The sequence below is a fragment of the Streptomyces sp. NPDC050619 genome (genome assembly GCF_040654815.1).
GTDB lineage: Bacteria > Actinomycetota > Actinomycetes > Streptomycetales > Streptomycetaceae > Streptomyces.
On record NZ_JBFAIR010000019.1, the window covers coordinates 123,508 to 140,561 of the forward strand.

Here is a 17,054-nt window from a genome sequence, read left to right on the forward strand (position 1 = left end):
CCTGAGCCTGAGCCCGAGTCCGAGGCCTGAGCCCGGGTCTGAACCGAACGCCCCGTGGGCGGCGCCGCGCTAAGTCGAACTGCGCAGCGCCGCCCACGTGTTGGGCCCCACGTCACCGTCGACGTTCAGTCCCTTGTCGCTCTGGAACAGCCTGACCGCCGCCACGGTGTCCTCGCCGAACTGGCCGTCCACGCCCGAGCCGCCGACGCTGTAGCCGCGCTTGGTGAGCATGCACTGCACCTGGACGACGCGTTGGCCCTCGTCGCCGTAGGTGGTGAGTTCGGTGCCGGAGTAGTAGGTGCACTGGGAGATCCAGGGCGGGGTGGCGGGTTTCGTCGCGGTCCTGGTGGGTGTGGGAGTGGGGGCCGGGGTGCTGCCGCCGCTGCCCGGGTCGGCGGTGGCGGCGCCGTCGGGGGTGGTCTGCACCCCGCCCGCTCCGCCCGCACCGCCCGCTCCGCCCGCGGATCCGGCCGCGTCGCCGTCGGCGCCCTCCGACTCCTGCTCCTTCGCGTCCTCCCGCACGTCCTCCTTGTCGTCCTTCTTCTCCTTGCCGGCGGAGGGCGAGGCGGAGGAGCTGGGCAGGACCGGAGCCGGTCGGTCGTCGGGGGCGGCTTCGGTGGAGGTCGTCGGCGCGGAGGAGGCGGTTTCGTCGAGGTCCGGGCGGGTGAGGAAGAAGGCGCCCGCGGCCACGGCGGCCACGGCGATCCCGGCCACGATGGCGAGGTAGGGCCCTTTTCGCTTACGGCGGTCGCCGTGCTGGTCGCCGGCCGGGGGTGCGACGGAGGGGGCGTACTGAACGGGCGTCGCCCCTGGACCGCCGCCGCTGTGCTGTCCGGGCGGCGTCGGCGCCCCATACGCCGCCCCGTACGCCGGGCCGGGCGCGGGAGCCGCCCCCCTCCACGTCGGCGCACGGAAGTGTCCGGTGTCCTCGGCGGAGGCGCCTTCCAGCAGCTCACAGCCCTGCTGGCGGGCGAGCAGGCGGGTGGCCAGCGGTTCCTGCCAGGAAGCGGCGCGGCCATGACCGGCGGCCGTGGCCGCGCCGATCAGCTGCTGCGGGGTGGGCCGCCCGGCCGGGTCCTTGGCGAGGCAGGCGGACAGCAGCGCGGCCAACGCGGGGTCGGCGGCGGAGAGTTCGGCCATGATCTCGGGCTTGGGCTGCTCGAAGGCGACCCGGTGCATGACGTCGACCCCCGTGCCGTCGCCGAAGGGCGCGTGTCCGGTGGCGGCGTACACGAGCGATCCCGCGAGCGAGAAGACGTCGGAGGCGGTGTCGCAGCGGCCCTCGCGCAGATACTCGGGAGACATGTAGGCCGGTGTGCCGACCCGGTTGCCGGTCGTGGTGATCGCGCTGCTGTCGGCGGCCTGCGAGATGCCGAAGTCGATGACGTGCGCGCCCTGCGGGGACAGGATCACGTTGGACGGCTTGAGGTCCCGGTGTACGACCCCGGCGGCGGCCAGCGCCGACAGCGCCCGCCCCAGCTCGGCCACCAGCCGCCACACCCCGGGCGGCTCCAGCGGGCCGCACTCGCGGACGGCCTCGGTGAGGTTGAGGCCCGGCAGGTACTGGGTGGCCATCCACAGCAACTCGGCCTCGAACCCGGTGCCGAGCAGGCGCGGCGCGTGCGGAGTGACGACGCGCTCCTGCACGGCGGCCTCCCGCTGGAACCGCCGCCGGAACTCGGGGTCCTCGGCGTACTCGGGCCGGATCACCTTCACGGCGGCGAGCCCCGGACCGTCGTCGGCGGGGCGGGCCAGGTACACCCGGCCCATGCCGCCGCTGCCGAGCCGGCCGAGCGCGACGTACGGCCCGATGTGCCCGGGGTCGGCGGGCTGAAGCGGTGTCGCTCCCGTCTGCTTCAGGGCGGTGTCACCGATCGCCGGGGTGTACGACGGCGTGGGGTGCCGTTCGTCTGTCATGGATCCCCCGTGTGCTGTTCTGCCTCAACTTGCCTGTGTGCCGTCTCAATTGACGCGAGGCTATCGTGCCGGGACGGGGGGTGCCCCGGTGACGTACCGGCGGCTTCGGCGGTACCCGGAACTCTTTCCGGGGCGCGGCGTTGCCGCGGATACGGCGGGCGGAGCGGGGGTGGACCGCGCCGCCCGCCGTGCACCACCGAGGATGCGGGGCGTCGCGGGCCGTCCGCCAGGGTCGTCGGCGAGGTGGGGCGATCACGGGACGTGGACGCCGCTGACCTGCGGTGACATTTCCCCGGACGGGGTGGGCGCGGGACGCCGGGACGGGCGTTGGCGGGCGCCGGTGGTGTTGTCCGGAGGGCGAGACAGCGGCGTGGGCGACGTGCTCACGACACAATGGTTCTGGCATCCTTTTGCGGCTGCAACAGACGAACATGGGGGTGGCCATGGCCCGGTGGCAGGATCTGCCGGAGTCGTTCGATCCGCAGTTGCGACAGCTCGTCGTCCTGCTGCGCGAGCACAAGGACCGCAGCGGGCTGAGCATCGCGGCGCTCGCCTCCAGGACGGGATTCGGGAAGTCCTCCTGGGACCGCTACCTCAACGGCAGGGCCCTGCCCCCGGAGGAGGCCGTCCAGGCGCTCGCGCGGGTGTGCGACACAGCTGCCGCGCCCCTGCTGGAGCTCAGGGAACTGGCGGCGGAGGCCTCGCGGGAGACGGCCGCGACGCCCGATGACCCGAGTGCGGATCCCGGACGAGCCCGTCCGACGTGGCGTCAGCCGGTCCCCTGGCTCGCTGTCCTGCTCTCCAGCGTCGTCACGTCCCTGGTGATGCTGGCCGGTCTGTTCCTCCTCGCGCCGTGGGAGGACGGCACCGGGGGAAAGGCGGCTGCCACGCAGCACACGCCGTACACCGGCGCGGTCCACCCCTCCTTCGGGGCGTTCGCCTACAGGGCCGGCACGACGTACGAGTGCCAGGTCGAACGTGACGACGAGGACGGCCTGCTGTACGCGGGCTACAGCCGCACGCGCTCGGAGCAGCTCCAACGGGACGCGTCCCGTTGGTCGGTCGTGGAGGCGCAGTGTCTCCTGGAGCACCACGGCATCTCGCCCGGCGTCGTCGACGGAGCCTTCGGCAACAACACGGACCGCGCGGTACGACGGATCCAGGACCGCGCGAAGATCGCGGTGGACGGGATCGTCGGACCCGACACCTGGAAGGTGCTGCGCACGTGAGCGACCAGGGCGCCGGCGGGCCGGGCGGCGGCCGGCAGACGCCTCCCGAGTGCGCCCGGCTCGCCGGGACGCTGCGCGAGCTGCGCGCCGCCACGGGGTTGAGCCTGGCCGCGCTGGCCGCCAGGACGCCGTACAGCAAGTCGTCGTGGGAGCGGTACCTCAACGGCCGGACGCTGCCGCCCCGGCAGGCGGTCGAGCGGTTGTGCGCGCTGGCCGAGGCGGATCCCCAACGCCCGCTCGCCCTGTGGGAGCTGGCGGAGACCGCGTGGAGCGGCCGCGCGGGCCGGGAGGCGCCCCCGAGCGCGGCGAAGCGGCCATCGCCCGGGGAGGTTCCCGTACCCGACGCGGGAACGAAGCCCCGCTCACGCCATTTCCGGCTCTACGCCGTGCTCCTCGGCGCGGTGTGCCTCCTGGCGGCCGGGACGCTGCTCGTGCTGTCCCGCCCCGGCGGTGAACCGGCGGCCGGAGACCGTGGGCCGGCGGCGGACCTCTCCGCCCCGCTCCCCGGCTGCCATGGTGCCTCCTGCACGGGCAGGCACCCCGAGGACCTGGAGTGCTCCACCTCCGCGCAGCCGCCCATCACGCTGGGCGAACAGCGTCTGGACGGTACGGTCGTCAAGGTGCGCCTCTCCGACGTGTGCCGGGCGGTGTGGGCCCGCATCGACCGGGGCACGGCGGGTGACCGGGTGGAGATCGTCGTCCCCGGAACCCGCGTTCAAGGAGTCACGGTCAAGGACAGGTTCGACGAGATGGGCTCGGTGTCGACCCCGATGGCGGCCCTGTCCGACGATGCTGCCCTGAGCCGGGTCCGAGCCTGCCTGGTACGGCAGGGCGAACGGCACTGCTTCACCGCGACGTCGGGCTGAGCGGTCGGTCCCCGTCACCCTGGGCCTGGTCCTCGACTCGCTCCGGATGTCCTAGCCGTCCACCTCGTACCGTCCGACCTCCAGGAAGTACCGCAGCTCCTCAGGCGTACCGTCGATGGCCTTCTCTGCCGCCGCGCGGAGTGCGTCGCTGATCGTAGGGTCGGCCAGGATGCGGGCGACGGCGACGCGGTCGTCCTCTGCCTGGGCGAGGCGGTAGCCGGTCTCCAGGAAGGCGCGCAGTGCCTCCGGGGTGCCGTCGTCGAGGGCCTCGTTGGCCTCTCGGACAACCGCCCGGCCGGAGTCGTCGTCGGCGAGGATGCGGGCGATGGCGACGGCGTCGTCCTCGGCCTGGGCGAGGCGGTAGCCGGTCTTCAGGAAGGTGCGCATGTCCTCCACGGTGCCGTCGAGGGCCTTGTTGGCCTCCCGGACGACTCCCTTGCCGCTGTCCTCGTCCGCCAGGATGCGGGCGATCGCGACACGGAGGTCCTCCTCCGGCATCTCGTCGATCGGTGTGGTCGTCGTCGCCGTCACCGTGGTGGACGCGGTGGTCCCGTCGGCGGCGAACGCCGGGGTGGCCACGAGCAGGGCCGGCGCCAGGGCGGTGGCCGCTACGAGCAGGACGGCGCGGGTCGGTCTCATGAATCTGCCTCCGTGGATCGGCTGTTGGTGAGGCAATTCTCCACGCCGGCGCGCCTGAGATCACTGCCGGAAGTCGGCAGTCTTCGCGGCTGGTTCGTGGCGTCCTTTTCTGCCGGTCACTCCCGGAGCCTGCCGTTCTCCGGGTGGTGCCCCCGGCCACTGTGGCGGAGGCGGAGAACGACGGGAACCTGTGACCTTCAGGGCGCGCGGCGCGCTGCGGCACCACGCCTGGTGACGACACAACTGTTGCCCCGCGGCGCCGCGTCCGGCCATGCTGTTGCAGCGAGACGCAAAAGCTGAGTTCAACGGGGGGAACAAGATGCTCCGCGTCCACTTCGGCGAACTCGACCTGGCCAGAACCCGCTTGGGCACCGCGTCCGACCCGCTCTGGGACATCGCCATCAGCCTGCACCGCCTCCAGACCCGGCAGGGCCGCTGGGCCCACGCGGAGTGGTACCGCACCACGCGCGGGCGGTTGCGGGAGAAGGGTCTGGAGGGTGCCGTGCGGAGTGTGCTGCTGCCGCTGTATCCGCGGGCCGCCTATTTCCCGGACTTCCTGACTCCGTCCCAGTCCGTGGACGGCCTCGATGCCGGGCTGGATGCCCTCCTGGCCACTCCGCCCGGCCGGGTGCGTGCGGAAGCCGCCATCCTGGACCGGGTCGTCGGAGCGCCCCCGTGGGTCCCGGGGCTGGCGGAGTTGCCGGCCCGCAGGGAGCTGGTGCGGGTGCTGCGCGCCTATCACGACGCCGCCATAGCCCCGTACGAGGAACTGATGCACGCCCGCGTCGAAGCCGAGCGCGCCGCGCGCCACCGCGGGCTCATGGACGGCGGCGTCGAGGGCATGCTCGCGGGCCTCGGCCCCTCGATGCGCTGGGAACGGCCCGTCCTGCACGTCGACTACCACCCCACCGTGGACCGGGACCTACGGCTGGACGGCCGCGGCATGCTCCTCGTGCCGTCCTACTTCCTCCTCCAGCGACCGATCACCTTCGCCGACCCCGAACTGCCGCCGGTTCTGGTCTATCCGCTGCACCACGAACCGCCCGGCGCCGACGCGGACGGTTCCCCCGACGCACCCCTGACCGCCCTGCTCGGCCGCGCCCGCGCCGTGGCCCTGTGCGCCGTCGCAGCCGGCGCCACCACCGGCGAGATCGCCCGCGCGGCCGGTGTGTCCGCGTCCTCGGCCAGCCGGCACGCCACCGCGTTGCGGGACGCGGGGTTCATCACCAGCCAACGGCACGGCGCGACCGTACTGCACACCCTCACCCCGGTGGGGGCGTCCGTGCTCCGGGCGTCCGTGCGGAAGTCCGGCCGGGGCGACCGGACTTCCGCCTGAGAGGCCGACGCCTCAGCTGAACAGCGAGAGGATCGTCCACACCACCGACTTGGTCGAGCAGCTGTCCACCAGCTTGTGCGACTGGGGCGCGGCCCGCCCCGCGACGTTGCCCATGCTGTTCACGGTCGTGCAGCCGCTGCGCTGGGCCATGCGCCGGCGGTCGGCGCCGGCGGGTTCGAAGTTGGCGGCGCGCCAGTAGGCCACGTCGCGGTTGCGCCGTTCGTCCGCGATGTTGTTGAAGATCGAGCGGACCGGGGCGGAGGCCGCCCAGGAGCAACTCCCGGCGCCCGTGTGCCAGTCGGCGTCGTCGCCCTGCCAACGGCACATCTCCCCGTTGCCGTTGTACTCGCTGAAGAAGCAGACGTGATCCTGCGGGCAGCGGTGGTAGCCGTAGACCGGGTTGCCGTCGGGGCCTTTGGACGCCGACTCCATGGGCAGGGCCGCGTACACCGGCACCCCGTCGTCCTGGTTCACGTACAGGTACGCCGCCCCCATCGTGCCCGTCACCGTCAGCAACAGCGTCGAGAGCGCCGCCGCCAGGATGGGGTGCCGCCGCCAGAAGCGCGGTCGCAGCCTGGGCCGTCGGGGGAGCCGGGGCGAGCGGTCCGTGCCCGCCGCCGCCTCGACCCGCCGCAGCAAGGCCTCGGTGCCGACGCGCTCGACGTGCGTAGGGGCCAGGCAGTCCCGGATGATCTCCGCCCAGCCGTCCGGGAGTCCGGGCGAGAGCCGCAGCTCCTCCGCGCCCCGCGCATAGCGGATCGCCGCGTCGCAGCGCGCCTGAGTCGTGCCGCCCGGCAGCGGAAAGGCGCCGGTCAGGACGATGTGGGCGAGCACCCCGAAGGCCCATACGTCGGCGGACGGGCGGATCCGCGTCCCCCGCTCGTCCATCTCCGGCCAAAGAAGCTCCGGCGGGGTGTAGTCGGGCGTGGCGAAGGCGGGGGCATAGGCGTGCGTGCCCTCCATCTCCGCGGCCATGTTGAAGTCGGCCAGCCGTACCGAACCGTCCCGCATCAGCAGCACGTTGGCCGGCTTCAGGTCGCCGTGCACCCAGCCCGCGTGGTGCAGGTGCGCCAGCCCTTCGCAGATCTGCGCGAGCACGGCACCCGGGTCGGGCACCGGCTCCACCACGGCGTCCAGGGAGCCTTCGGCGAGTTCCAGTACGAGGACGGTGGCGCCGTCGAGCTCCGGGTGGTCCGGGTCGTCGACCGTCAGGGTGTCGTACATCCGGATCAGCCGCGGTGAACGCAGCCGGCCCAGCAACTCCAGCTCCCGCTCGCCCAGTTCGCGCAGGTGGCGGAGCTGGCGCGGGGTGCGGGTGCCGGTCGCCAGGAACTTCAGGGCCACCCGGCGCGGCAGATCCGGCGCACCGTCCCCGCCGAGGCCGTCCCCGACGAGTCTGCCTGTGTAGACGGTCGCGAACGCCCCGGACGCGAGGGGCTCGCGGACCTCCCAGCTGCCGACCCGGTAGCCCTTCGGCACCGGGACGGCGCACGTCTGCCCGTTCACTGGCACACCTCCGGCGCGTGCGCGGCGAGTACGACCAGGTCGTCCTCGCGGACCAGGTCGAAGCGGAGTGCCAGCGAGACCAGCGACTCCTTCTTGCCGTTGACGCGCGGGCCGGGCTCCGCCGTGTCCGGGCCGGGGCGCAGGCGCAGCTTGACGGTGAGGTAGTCGATGTTCCAGTACACGGCCGTGCGGCTGACCGTAGGCCAGACCGGGCGCAGCCGCTCCACCAGCTGCTCGACCGCCGGCAGCGGGGCGTGCGGCTCGCCGCGCAGCCGGGGTTCGCACAGGGCCGTCAGGACGGCGAAGTACCGCTTGGTGCGGTCCAGGGTGAACGCCGGTGACGTGAGCGATCCGGAGAGCCCGTGGCGCTCGACGCTGCGAAAGGAGTGGCGCGGTGCCCAGACATCGAAGGAGAGCAGGTCGCCCGCGGCGGGCAGCACCACGCGCGCGAACTCGAACGGAACGGGCGCGTCGAGCCGGCCCGGCCCGACCTTGACGTGTTCTCCCGCGCCCTCCGGGTTCTCCACCACATAGGTCTGGTCCTCGCTGAGGTTGCTCAGCAGCCAGAAGTTCCGGTGCGCGGTGATGTCCCCGGCGACCCGGGGGACCCCCTCGTGCGCGATGGTGAGGCCGCCGTCGGCCTGCGCCCTGCCGAACGCGAGCCGCTCACCGGTGGCGATTCTGATCTGCTCGTCCGGCTCCGCGCATGCCGGAGGCACGATGATGACGCTGTACATGGATTCGTTCCCCTCGCCCGATTCCATGAGGGCCACCCTCCCCCAGTCCAACGAAGGGGAGGGTAAGGGACGAAGCCGTAAGGACACGAGGCTTTGTCCCGGCATGGCGTGTCCGCATGGCGTGTCCGGGCGGGGTTCAGGGTCGGCCTCCGGCACTCCCCCGAGCGAGCCGGAGGCCGACCCCGCCACTCCATCGTGGCCGGGGGGCGTGGAAATGCGGTACCTAGGAACTCTCAGGGTCACTTCTTGCCGGGCGGCGTGACGGTGAAGGAAGACCGGATCACCAGGATCCGGTCACCGTCACGGTCCGGCTGTGGAACTGGATGCGGGTGCCCCCGCCGAACCAGCGTCCGTGGGAACCTCGGGACATGCCGGTGATGCGGTAGGCGCCACCGTCCCCCGGGTGAGTGTGCGAGTAGCTGTTGCCCCGCTCGAAGGAGATCGTGCCGTCACCGCTGGCGTCGTAGGTGGCCGTCTCGTTCCCTTCCAGGCCGTGCCACTCCATACGGTTGTCCGCCGCGCGCCAGGTGTCGTTGCCGACCCATCCGTCGGCGGTCACGCCGTAGCGGGTCTGCAACTGCTCGGTCGCAGCGGCGGTGGCGGGACCGAACTGTCCGTCGATTGCGGACAGGCCGATCAGTCCTTCCGCGGCCAGAATGGACTGCCACATCAGCACGATGTCGGTCCTCGAGTCGGCGCATCCGTTGCACAGGGAGTGGCCGAGTTCTGCGAAGTGGTCGCCGAAGTCGTCCGTGAGGACCCCGTCGCCGTCCACGAACGTGGTGCCGTAGGCCCCGGAGTTGGCCGGTATGGCCTGCGCCGGGGTGGCGATCAGGACCGTCGACAGGCCGGCGGCGAGGAGACCGAGGCCGAGCTTCGCATGTCTTGTACGCATGAATCTTCCTCTCTGGTGTGACGGTTGTCAGTTCTTGCCCTGGGCCTGGGCCAGGCGGCGGGCCTTGGTGCGGCGTTCCGGTGCGGCTGGATCGTCCACCGCGCCGGGGCGCGGGCCATTGCGGTGTACGGCGCGGTTGCGGAAGGTCTTTGTGAGGCGCGTGAGGGCCTGTGCATCCGGTGCGACGTCGATCTGGAAGTGGCACTCGGCGGCAGGGGAGAGATCCGCGCCCCACCGGACCACGCCGCCGCAGTCGGCGAGGATGTCGCGGACGATCGCCACCTGGTGCGGCCACAGTCCGTCGCCGGCTCCGAGCAGGGCAATCGCACTGCCGGAGAGGTAGTTCGACTCGTAGGCGGCCCGTACGGCGCGGTCGGTGCGGTGTCCCAGGACGTCCCTTGAGCCACGCAGCGGCATGACCTCGTAGTGCCAGCGTCTCGCGATGTGCAGGAGTACCGCGGCGGCCTCGGGGCGCAGGCGTACCGTGGCGGGGGAGCCCTCGATGCGGAACGACTCGACGGCGGCCGCGTCGATGGTCCAGCCGTTGTCGCTGCGTCGTGAGTTCCACTTCTCGTCGGCCGCGGCCGCGGCCCCGGTGGGGACGCCACCCAGTGCCGCGCCCGCGCCCATGGCGCCGGCGGACAACAGCACGGCCCGTCGGGTGAGTGTCATGTCATTTTCCTCCCTCGGCATCGACCCGCTCCTGGAGTTCCCAGGCGTACGCGAGCACGAAATTGCTGAGCTGGGTCGGTTCGATGTTCTCGGGATAGTCCTCCGAGTCGAGGGCCGGGCCGCCGACCAGAGCCCACTTTCCTGCGATCAGCGCGACGTCGGAGTTCTCACCCAGGAGCAGATTCCTGGCGAGGGTCTGCGTCGTCGAACTATTGCTGTCGAAGCGGTCGGCGTAGAAGAGGGTGTATCGCCGCTGGCAGACCCGGTCGTCGGCCCCGGGACTGTCGGTGTCGTAATAACGGGCGACGGCTTGGGGGAGGCTGAGCGAATCCGCCTGTATGAGCCGCATGATGTTGAATCCATCGGCGTCGGAAATCCAGTCCACGTTGTCGAACTGGGACGCGGCGTCACGCTTTCCGAGATAATCCCGGGCGAAGAGCATGGGGTTCGGGTACCGGTCCTTGTTCTTGCGCCAGTCCTGGTAGAACGTCACGAGGTCGCCGGCCCAGCCGCCACCGTCCCCCATCGTCACGAGGTCGGTGGTCGAGGGGTACCTGAGGCAGGTCTCCAGGGTCGCCATGAGGTGCTCCGTACCGACGTCGGTTCCGGTGACCGGGTCCGTGAAGTACCTTCTGCCGTCGAGAGTCAGTCCCTGTTCCGCCGCCTTTTCTATCCAGCCCTGGTCGACCGGCTCCAGGGTCAGCCGCCACTCGATGTCGTTGTATTTCTCCTGCCGGAAGAACTGGCAGACGAGGACGGTGGGGTCGGTTCCCGCGTCGTACGCCAGGGCAGCCGTGTACAGCCGCTCGATGAGGTCGATGAAATCCTGCGCGGGTGACCTGGCGGGATTGAGTACGGCCGTGCCCGGGTCGGAGCTACGGCGCCACACATTCCGGTCGATCTCCCAGGCCTCGCCGAAACTTCCGCTGCCGTAGCTGAACGTGGTGTTGAGGATCTGGTTGAACGACCAGTTCGCGGGCAGCGGGAATCCGAGGTTTCCGGAGAAACCCCAGGAGAGCCCGGACACGAAAGACCAGGTGGCGCCGACGTCATTGGAGACTTCGGTGCACACGTTCCGTGAGCCGTAGACGCCGTAGGTGTAGCGGTTCGTCCGTCCCAGAGCCGCCCGTACACCCCGGAAATAGGGGATGACGGCCGAGTCGATGTCCGCCTGCGTCGCGTCGAAGTCCACGGCGAAGTAGATGCAGGTACCGCGGCCGAAGCCGAACTCCCGTGCGCGCGTCTCGGCCACCGTGCCCTGCTCGAAGCCCTTGTCATAGGTGAAGTTGGCCTTTACCGTGCCGTTCCACTGAAAGATCGGGTACACGCGCAGGCCGCCGCGGAGGATGTCGCTCAGCTCGGTACTGGTGAGCGCCTTTCCCAGATAGTCGTCGTCGTCCGGGGGGAGGTGCTCGTCGAGGTACCGGCCCACCACCTGGAGCCCGGCGTCGCCGAGAGCCTTGGCGCGGGCGAAGGTGAGCGGCTGCGCCTGGTCGCACGCGGTGGTGTCGCGGTACTCGTTGCCGGTGGAGACGAGGAGTTGCGCCCAGGTGTCGTAGTTGGATTTGCCGGTCACCGTGAGCTGGCTGAACCTCTGGAAGGCTCGCACGAATTCCGCGGTGTTCTCGGTGTAGGTACTGCGGATACTGGCGGGAATCGCGCCGCCGTCCTCGAGGACGGGTGAGTTGAAGACGCACAGGGCCGTGAAGAGGTGGACCATGTCGCCTTCGCTGCCCACGCTCAGTGTGGGCTGCTCCTTGAGCTTCGCCTTGGTGGCCGAGCCGAAGTACCCCCCGATCTCCGCGCGGTCGATGCCGATCTCGAACTGGACGGCCTTCATCACGGCCTGCTGCACATCACGCGCGTAGACGCCGTCGCACGGACTGAGGTCCATGGTGGTGATCTGTTGCTGGTAGACGTACTCCTGGTTCAGATGCCGCTGGAAGTCCTGGATCTCGGACGTGCCGCCGGACACGAGCCGGAACTGGTCCATGCGCATCAGTGCCTTGATGATCAGCGCGTTGACCCGGGCGGGAACGGTGGAGATGTCGAACCCGGAACCGGTGGTCAGCCCGGCGTGGGTGAGCAGCTGGTTCATCGAAGAGGTGGTCACCTCGGACCACTCGGAGGCCGAAGCGGCACCGTAGTACCCCTTGCACCACAGCCCGTAGTTGACGATCCGCACCAGGTTGGCGTTGCGCTCCCCGGGGCGGATGCCGTCGCGGTCGACGACGGCTTTGAACGTGCCGGGACCGAAGTTCCGTACGGTCTGTGAGATCCCCAGCTCGTGCTGGAGGGCTTGGGTGAGGCTGAGCACCGTGGCCCAGCCGGTGCTGCCGTCCTGTGGGCAGCGTTCGTATCCGCCGGCCACGCCTTCGTAGGTCGCGTTCACCCATCTCTGGGCGGCGAGCACGTTGGGATCGCTCATGCGATATGTCCCCCGTTGGATTCGGACCGAGACTGTGGGAGTGCCACAAACACCCCGATGCCAGACCGTCACCCATGGGAGGGACGGGGGGAACCTGGAAATTTATAGGGCCCCGCCTGCCGGGCGGTACCTCAGAATTCTCAGGGTCACTTCTTGCCGGGCGGCGTGTACTCCTTGAGGTAGTGAGCGACGCGGTCGGCGTAGTCGCGGTACTTCGGGGGAACTCCGGCCGCGTTGTTCACGCTCTTGTACGACGTCCGGTACGCGGCCGCCAGCAGCACCCGGCGGTCGCCGGACAACCCGGTCGGCTCCAGGCGAGGTTCCATGAAGCAGAGATAGCGGCCCACGGCCGGGATGGACTCGGCGGGGGTGAGGGGCGGCCGGGGGGTCTCCTGCGCGGGGACGCCGTCCGCGCGGATGTACCAGCGCAGGATGCTCGGGGTCCAGCGGGCGATGCCGTACTCGCCCTCGTCGCCCGCGGTGGGGTCCCAGAGGTCGGGGTCGAAGTCGCTCTCCGCCTTCAGGAGCGCGGCGATCAGCGCCGGAGTGACCTCCGGCTGGACGCAGTCGTGGGCCGAGTCGACGATGAGCCGGCGGTAGGCCACGGGGACGCCCTTGTCCGTACGGAGTTCGGCGGCACCGTAGGTCGCGGCCGTGACCTTCCGTGTCTCGGCCACCGATCCCTTGGCGTCCTTCGCTCCCTGGGTGTCGCCCGTATCCGTCGCCCAGGTGCTGATGCCGTAGCCGAGAGCGGCCACGGCGGCGGTGGTGAGCGCGGCGGCCAGGATCGTCGTACGGCGGGAGCGGCGGCGGGGGAGCAGGGCTCGGGGGAGACGGGGCGAGCGGCCCGTGCCGGCCGCCGTCTCCACCCGCCGCAGCAGTGCCTGAGTGCCGATGCGGTCCGCGTGCGTGCGGGTCAGGCAGGCCCGCACGATGTCCGGCCAGGCGTCCGGCAGTTGGGGCGACAGGCGCAGCTCATCGGTGCCGCGGGCGTAGGCGGCGGCGGCGTCGCGGCGGGCCGTCGGGGTGCCGCCGGGCAATGGGAAGGAGCCGGTGAGGACGACATGGGCGAGGACACCGAAGGCCCAGATGTCGGCGGACGGGCGGATGCGGCGGCCGCGTTCGCCGATCTCCGACCAGAGGAGTTCCGGTGGGGTGTAGTCCGGCGTGGAGAAGGCCGGGGTGTAGGCGTGGGTGCCCTCCAGTTCCGCAGCCATGTTGAAGTCGGCCAGGCGGGCCGAACCGTCCTTCATCAGCAGGACGTTGGCCGGTTTCAGGTCCCCGTGCACCCAGTTCGCCCCGTGCAGCTGGGCCAGTCCTTCGCAGATCTGCGCGAGCAGCGCCGGCCCGGCGGCGGGCCGGGGCGAGGCGGCGAGCAGGGCCGACAGCGATCCCTGCGCCTTCTCCAGTACGAGGACGGTGGCCCCGTCGAGGGCCGGGTGCCCGGGGTCGTCGACGGTGAGGGTGTCGTACATCCTGATCAGCCGCGGACGTGTGAGCCGCCGGTACAACTCGACCTCGCGCTCGACGAGTTCGCGCAGGTGGGAGAGCTGGCGCGGGGTGCCCGTGCCGGTGGGCAGGAACTTCAGGGCGGCCGTCTGGGGCGGGTCCTCGCCGCCGGTGTTCGCCGAGGACACCAGCCGCGCCTCGTACACGCTGCCGAACGCGCCCGTCGCGATCGGCTCGCGCACCTCCCAGGCGCCGACCCGGTAGCCACGGGGGACCGGTACGGCGTACGGCTCGCTCACCGCGACCTCCGCACGGCCGGGGCCGCCAGGACGACGAGGTCGTCCTCCCGGACCAGGTCGAAGCGGAGCGCCAGGGACACCAGGGACTCCTTCTTGCCGTTGAGCCGCGGGCCCGTCTCCGCCGTCTCCGGGCCGGGCTTGAGACGCAGCTTCACGGCCAGGTAGTCGATGTTCCACTGGACGGAAGTGCGGGACGCGGCAGGCCAGTTCGGGCGCAGGCGGTCCACGACCTGCTCGACCGTGGGCAACGGGGCGTGCGGCGCACCGCGCAGGCGGGGCTCGCACAGCGCGGCGAGGACCGCGAAGTAGCGCTTGGTGCGGTCGACCGAGAAGGCGGGCGCGGTGGTGTCGCCGTCGAGGCCGCCCTCGGTGCGCAGATAGTCGTGGCGCGGCGCCCACACCTCGATCGGCAGCAGGTCGCCCGCGGCCGGCAGCACGATCCGGGAGAACTCGAACGGCACCGGCGCGTCCAGCCGCCCCGGCCCGACCTTGATGTGCTCGCCCGCGCCCTCCGGGTTCTCCACGACATACGTCTGGTGGGCGCAGAGGTTGCTGAGGGTCCAGAAGGCGCCCTGCGCGCCGATCGCCCCGGCTCTGCGGGACACCCCGTCGTGCGGAACGACCAGGTCGTTGTCGCGGGCGGAGCGCCCGAAGGTCAGCCGTTCGCCCGGCGCGAGTTGTCGTTGTGTGCGGTCGGACTCGTCCTCCGTGGTCGGCGGAGGTACCACGATGATGCTGTACAAGGTGCGTCTCCCCGTGCCTGACGGCTACCAGGGCTCAGACTAGGACGACGCACCAGGGCCGTGTCCCCCTCGAACGGGTGAGACACGGCCCTTGGGCAGGAATGGCGCGAACTGTTCAGTCGCGAAGGCGCGTTCAGTAGCGCGGCCTGTTGAACCAGGCCTTGCCCTTGGAGTTGCCGGCGAAGACCGCGATCAGGATGCCGAGCACCAGGTGGATGATGCCCGCGATCGTGAACGGGTAGAGCGCGAAGACCGCGGTGAGAATGCCGAAGACCAGGGTCGTGACACGCAGGCCGTTGCCGCCGGTGCTGAACTTCGTCGCCAGCATGACCGCCCACACCAGCCAGGCCAGCGCGAACACCGAGAAGCCCCACAGCACGCCGGTCGGGTAGTCGGCGATCTGCGCGAAGGCCTCGTCGTCCTTGGCCTTGTCGATGGCCACGGCGGCGAAGGCGAAGAGGAGCACGCCGATGATCTGCAGACCGACGATCACCCACAGCATCACGCGGGCCGCGCCGACCGTGCCCGGCATGGCCGCCATCGGGGCGGGGGCGCCGTAGGGCTGCTGGACCGGCGGGGCCTGGGGGTAGCCGTAGCCGGGTGCCTGTCCCTGCTGCTGGGGGTAGCCGGGCGCCTGCGGCTGCTGCTGGGGGTAGCCGTATCCCTGCTGCTGCCCCTGGGGCGGGCCGTAGGGGTTGTTGTTCGGGTCGCCGTAACTCATGGCGGTCTTTCCTCCGTTGATCCAAGTGCGGGGACGACGCGCGGCACCGTACGGAGGAAAGTCCTGTCAGATCTCTGTCAGATCTCTGACAGGTGCGGTGGTCCCCCCGATGACTGCCCGCGGCACTGTGCGGCCATCGTTCTTCACGGCCGACTTGCTTGTCCAGCCGCATTCCGCATGTGTTGTGCAAGTGCAACCTCGACGATCTTGCGGACCCGGTCTTGGGGACCCTGATTGGAACAGGGGCACGGTCATCCGCGAGGATGGGACCATGACCGCCCAGATTCTCGATGGCAAGGCCACCGCAGCCGCGATCAAGTCCGATCTGACCGCCCGCGTGGCGGCGCTGAAGGAGAAGGGCGTCACGCCCGGCCTCGGCACGATCCTCGTCGGGAACGATCCCGGCAGCCAGAAGTACGTCGCCGGAAAACACCGCGACTGCGCCCAAGTCGGCATCGCCTCCATCCAGCGCGCGCTGCCGGACACGGCGACGCAGGAGGAGATCGAGGCGGTCGTCCGCGAGCTGAACGAGGACCCGGCCTGCACCGGCTACATCGTCCAGCTGCCGCTGCCCAAGGGCATCGACGAGAACCGGATCCTGGAGCTCATGGACCCGGACAAGGACGCCGACGGCCTGCACCCGATGAACCTCGGCCGCCTCGTCCTGAACGAGCCCGCCCCGCTGCCCTGCACCCCGAACGGTGTGCTGACCCTGCTGCGCCGCTACGGCGTGGAGATCAAGGGCGCCGAGGTCGTGGTCGTCGGCCGTGGCGTGACCATCGGCCGGCCGATGCCGCTGCTGCTGACCCGGCGCAGCGAGAACGCCACGGTGACCCAGTGCCACACCGGTACGCGTGACCTGTCGGCGCACCTGAAGCGCGCGGACATCATCGTCGCCGCGGCCGGTTCGGCCCATCTGGTCCGGGCCGAGGACGTGAAGCCGGGCGCGGCCGTCCTCGACGTCGGCGTCTCGCGCGGCGCCGACGGCAAGATCGTGGGCGACGTCCACCCGGACGTCGCCGAGGTGGCCGCCTGGATCTCCCCGAACCCGGGCGGCGTCGGCCCGATGACCCGGGCGCAGCTGCTCGTCAACGTGGTCGAGGCGGCGGAGCGCAGTGTCGGCTGAGAGCACACCCGGCAAGGCTTCCGGCAAGGCTGAGGCTGAGGACATCCGGGCTGCGGGCATCGGGTTCGGGGGGGCGGGCGGGTCCGGCGGGTCTGGCGGGTCCGGCGAGGGCATAGAGCCCGGCGGGTCCGGTGGGTCCGGTGGGTCCGGTGGGTCCCGCGAGGGCATCGAGAGCGGAGGGTTCGGCCGCTCCGGCGGGTCTGGCCGCTCTGGGTCCGGCCGCTCCGGTGGGTCCGGCGGGTCCGGCGGGTCCGGCGGGTTCGGTGAGTCTGGCCGGTCTGGCGGGTCTGGCGGGGACATCGAGAGCGGCGGGTCCGGCCGGTTCGGCGGGTCCGGCCGCTCTGGTTCCGGCCGGTCTGGCGGGTCGGGCCGCTCCGGCGGGTCTGGCGGGTTCGGCGGGGACATCGAGAGCGGCGGGTCCGGCCGGTTCGGCGGGTCCGGCCGCTCTGGTTCCGGCCGGTCTGGCGGGTCGGGCCGCTCCGGCGGGTCTA

At 71.2% G+C, this 17,054-nt stretch carries 14 protein-coding genes; 4 read left to right on the plus strand and 10 right to left on the minus strand.

Going from position 1 to position 17,054, the window contains the following annotated elements:
* Positions 1 to 69: 69 nt before the first annotated feature.
* Positions 70 to 1,917 (minus strand): serine/threonine-protein kinase, encoded by a 1,848-nt coding sequence (locus AB0I77_RS28920; protein ID WP_363285650.1) that lies wholly within the window; start codon positions 1,915 to 1,917, stop codon positions 70 to 72.
* Between the two features lie 443 nt (positions 1,918 to 2,360).
* Between AB0I77_RS28920 and AB0I77_RS28925 the strand changes: the two genes are divergently transcribed.
* Together AB0I77_RS28925 and AB0I77_RS28930 are read left to right on the plus strand one after the other, a co-directional pair.
* Positions 2,361 to 3,146 carry a helix-turn-helix domain-containing protein gene (locus AB0I77_RS28925; protein WP_363285651.1) on the plus strand — a complete coding sequence of 262 codons (786 nt, stop codon included), beginning with the start codon at positions 2,361 to 2,363 and terminating at the stop codon, positions 3,144 to 3,146.
* On the plus strand, positions 3,143 to 4,012 hold the full coding sequence (locus AB0I77_RS28930; protein WP_363285652.1) for a helix-turn-helix domain-containing protein: 870 nt from the start codon (positions 3,143 to 3,145) through the stop codon (positions 4,010 to 4,012). Before AB0I77_RS28925 ends, AB0I77_RS28930 begins: the two co-directional genes overlap by 4 nt.
* Before the next feature lie 51 nt (positions 4,013 to 4,063).
* Here the strand turns inward: AB0I77_RS28930 and AB0I77_RS28935 are convergent, their stop codons facing one another.
* Positions 4,064 to 4,651 carry an ALF repeat-containing protein gene (locus AB0I77_RS28935; RefSeq protein WP_363285653.1) on the minus strand — a complete coding sequence of 196 codons (588 nt, stop codon included), beginning with the start codon at positions 4,649 to 4,651 and terminating at the stop codon, positions 4,064 to 4,066.
* A 319-nt stretch (positions 4,652 to 4,970) separates the two neighbouring features.
* Between AB0I77_RS28935 and AB0I77_RS28940 the strand changes: the two genes are divergently transcribed.
* Complete coding sequence (locus AB0I77_RS28940; RefSeq protein ID WP_363285654.1) at positions 4,971 to 5,987, plus strand: ArsR family transcriptional regulator; 1,017 nt, start codon at positions 4,971 to 4,973, stop codon at positions 5,985 to 5,987.
* A gap of 12 nt (positions 5,988 to 5,999) precedes the next feature.
* Here the strand turns inward: AB0I77_RS28940 and AB0I77_RS28945 are convergent, their stop codons facing one another.
* From AB0I77_RS28945 to AB0I77_RS28980, 8 genes are all read right to left on the minus strand, one after another.
* Entirely contained in the window at positions 6,000 to 7,493 is a 1,494-nt protein-coding gene (locus tag AB0I77_RS28945; protein ID WP_363285655.1) for a protein kinase, read from the minus strand.
* Complete coding sequence (locus AB0I77_RS28950; protein ID WP_363285656.1) at positions 7,490 to 8,230, minus strand: FHA domain-containing protein; 741 nt, start codon at positions 8,228 to 8,230, stop codon at positions 7,490 to 7,492. Before AB0I77_RS28950 ends, AB0I77_RS28945 begins: the two co-directional genes overlap by 4 nt.
* Positions 8,231 to 8,510: 280 nt before the next feature.
* Positions 8,511 to 9,125, minus strand: coding sequence for a peptidoglycan-binding domain-containing protein (locus AB0I77_RS28955; protein WP_363285657.1), 615 nt, complete (start codon positions 9,123 to 9,125; stop codon positions 8,511 to 8,513).
* Between the two features lie 27 nt (positions 9,126 to 9,152).
* Positions 9,153 to 9,797, minus strand: a complete 645-nt coding sequence (locus AB0I77_RS28960) for a hypothetical protein (RefSeq protein WP_363285658.1) — start codon at positions 9,795 to 9,797, stop codon at positions 9,153 to 9,155.
* 1 nt (position 9,798) lies between these two features.
* Positions 9,799 to 12,225, minus strand: a complete 2,427-nt coding sequence (locus AB0I77_RS28965; protein ID WP_363285659.1) for a glycoside hydrolase domain-containing protein — start codon at positions 12,223 to 12,225, stop codon at positions 9,799 to 9,801.
* A 146-nt stretch (positions 12,226 to 12,371) separates the two neighbouring features.
* Complete coding sequence (locus AB0I77_RS28970; protein WP_363285660.1) at positions 12,372 to 13,973, minus strand: protein kinase; 1,602 nt, start codon at positions 13,971 to 13,973, stop codon at positions 12,372 to 12,374.
* On the minus strand, positions 13,970 to 14,716 hold the full coding sequence (locus AB0I77_RS28975) for an FHA domain-containing protein (RefSeq protein WP_363285661.1): 747 nt from the start codon (positions 14,714 to 14,716) through the stop codon (positions 13,970 to 13,972). The genes AB0I77_RS28970 and AB0I77_RS28975 overlap by 4 nt, the downstream gene beginning before the upstream one ends.
* A gap of 133 nt (positions 14,717 to 14,849) precedes the next feature.
* Entirely contained in the window at positions 14,850 to 15,437 is a 588-nt protein-coding gene (locus AB0I77_RS28980) for a hypothetical protein (protein WP_363285662.1), read from the minus strand.
* 271 nt (positions 15,438 to 15,708) lie between these two features.
* Here AB0I77_RS28980 and AB0I77_RS28985 point away from each other — a divergent pair, with 271 nt between their 5' ends.
* Positions 15,709 to 16,563, plus strand: coding sequence for a bifunctional methylenetetrahydrofolate dehydrogenase/methenyltetrahydrofolate cyclohydrolase (locus AB0I77_RS28985; protein ID WP_363285663.1), 855 nt, complete (start codon positions 15,709 to 15,711; stop codon positions 16,561 to 16,563).
* The last annotated feature ends 491 nt before the right edge of the window (positions 16,564 to 17,054 follow it).